This is a genomic window from Rhizobacter sp. P3_B12, from assembly GCF_056402895.1.
Genome location: NZ_JBFUGN010001495.1, coordinates 1 through 991, shown reverse-complemented (window position 1 = coordinate 991; position 991 = coordinate 1). Strand labels below are relative to the sequence as shown.

Sequence of the window (991 nt, the reverse complement as noted above, 5' to 3'; positions counted from 1 at the left end):
ACTGGCGACGAGTGAACATGCGGATTCCCTGAGGAGTGAGGATCCGTGTGCGTCGCGCCCGGTGCGCGGCTTCTTACACCGCTCGCGCGATGTCCCTCAGGCCTCGTCGAGGTCGGTGAACTTGTCCGGGTCGACCAGGTCGCGCAGCGGCACGCGCAACGCGTCGGCCAGGCGCCCCATGTTGTCGATCGAGATGTTGCGCCGCCCAAGCTCTACGCTGCTGATGTAGGGGCGCGTGATCTCCGCTTCCAGGCCCAGCGCTTCCTGCGACATCTCCCGCGCGCGCCGCACCCGGCGCAGGTTGCGGGCGAACACATCGCGGGCCGCGAGCTTCTTGCCTGGACTCTTTTTCATCCGGGAAGGATTGCGGCATCTGCACAAGTCCTCCACCTTCTTTGGGTTTCGAAGTGTTAACTTTGGGATACCAAACGAAGTCTTTGGATTATTTTTTGAGCTTCAAGGGCTTCATTCAGGACCACATCGGCAGCAGAGGAAGGGAAACCTGGCATGAAGGGCTACGAGATCAACTGCATCACCCTGTCCACGCGCCCCCCGCACCACGACCTCATCACCCACATCGGCCACAGCCAGCTCAAATGGCGCATCGACATCGCCCAGGCCATCCGCTGCATGGACCGCGACATCGAGCGCTACTACGTGGTCGATCGCCTGCGCCGGCAGTGGGTCTACCTCGATGTCGTGCGCGAGCCCGGCCAGCTGCCGCACCTGCGCGCACGCACCGAGCGCGGCGAGTGGGCCGATCACCTGCTGGCGCTGCCGCACTGCGGCCCCGATTGCGGCGCACCGCCCCTCAAACCCTGCCGCTGTGGCGACCGGTTCCACTCATGGCGGCCGTGTTGCACCTGCCGCTGCCGCTGACGTTTTCGCCTAAAGTCAGCGCGCATGACCCTGCGCACCCACTACCCACCCATCGAACCGCTGGAAACAGGGTTCATGCCCGCCGGCAACCTGCACTCGCTCTACTGGGAGC

The 991-nt window shown here is 64.5% G+C and carries 2 protein-coding genes; one reads left to right on the top strand and one right to left on the bottom strand.

The genetic code is table 11. The annotated features are described in order from the left end of the window. Positions 1-96: 96 nt before the first annotated feature. Positions 97-354, bottom strand: a complete 258-nt coding sequence (locus tag AC1D01_RS36395; protein WP_477874631.1) for a helix-turn-helix transcriptional regulator — start codon at positions 352-354, stop codon at positions 97-99. Positions 355-507: 153 nt separating this feature from the next. Here AC1D01_RS36395 and AC1D01_RS36390 point away from each other — a divergent pair, with 153 nt between their 5' ends. Beyond that, positions 508-879, top strand: coding sequence for a DUF3892 domain-containing protein (locus AC1D01_RS36390; protein WP_477874629.1), 372 nt, complete (start codon positions 508-510; stop codon positions 877-879). The last annotated feature ends 112 nt before the right edge of the window (positions 880-991 follow it).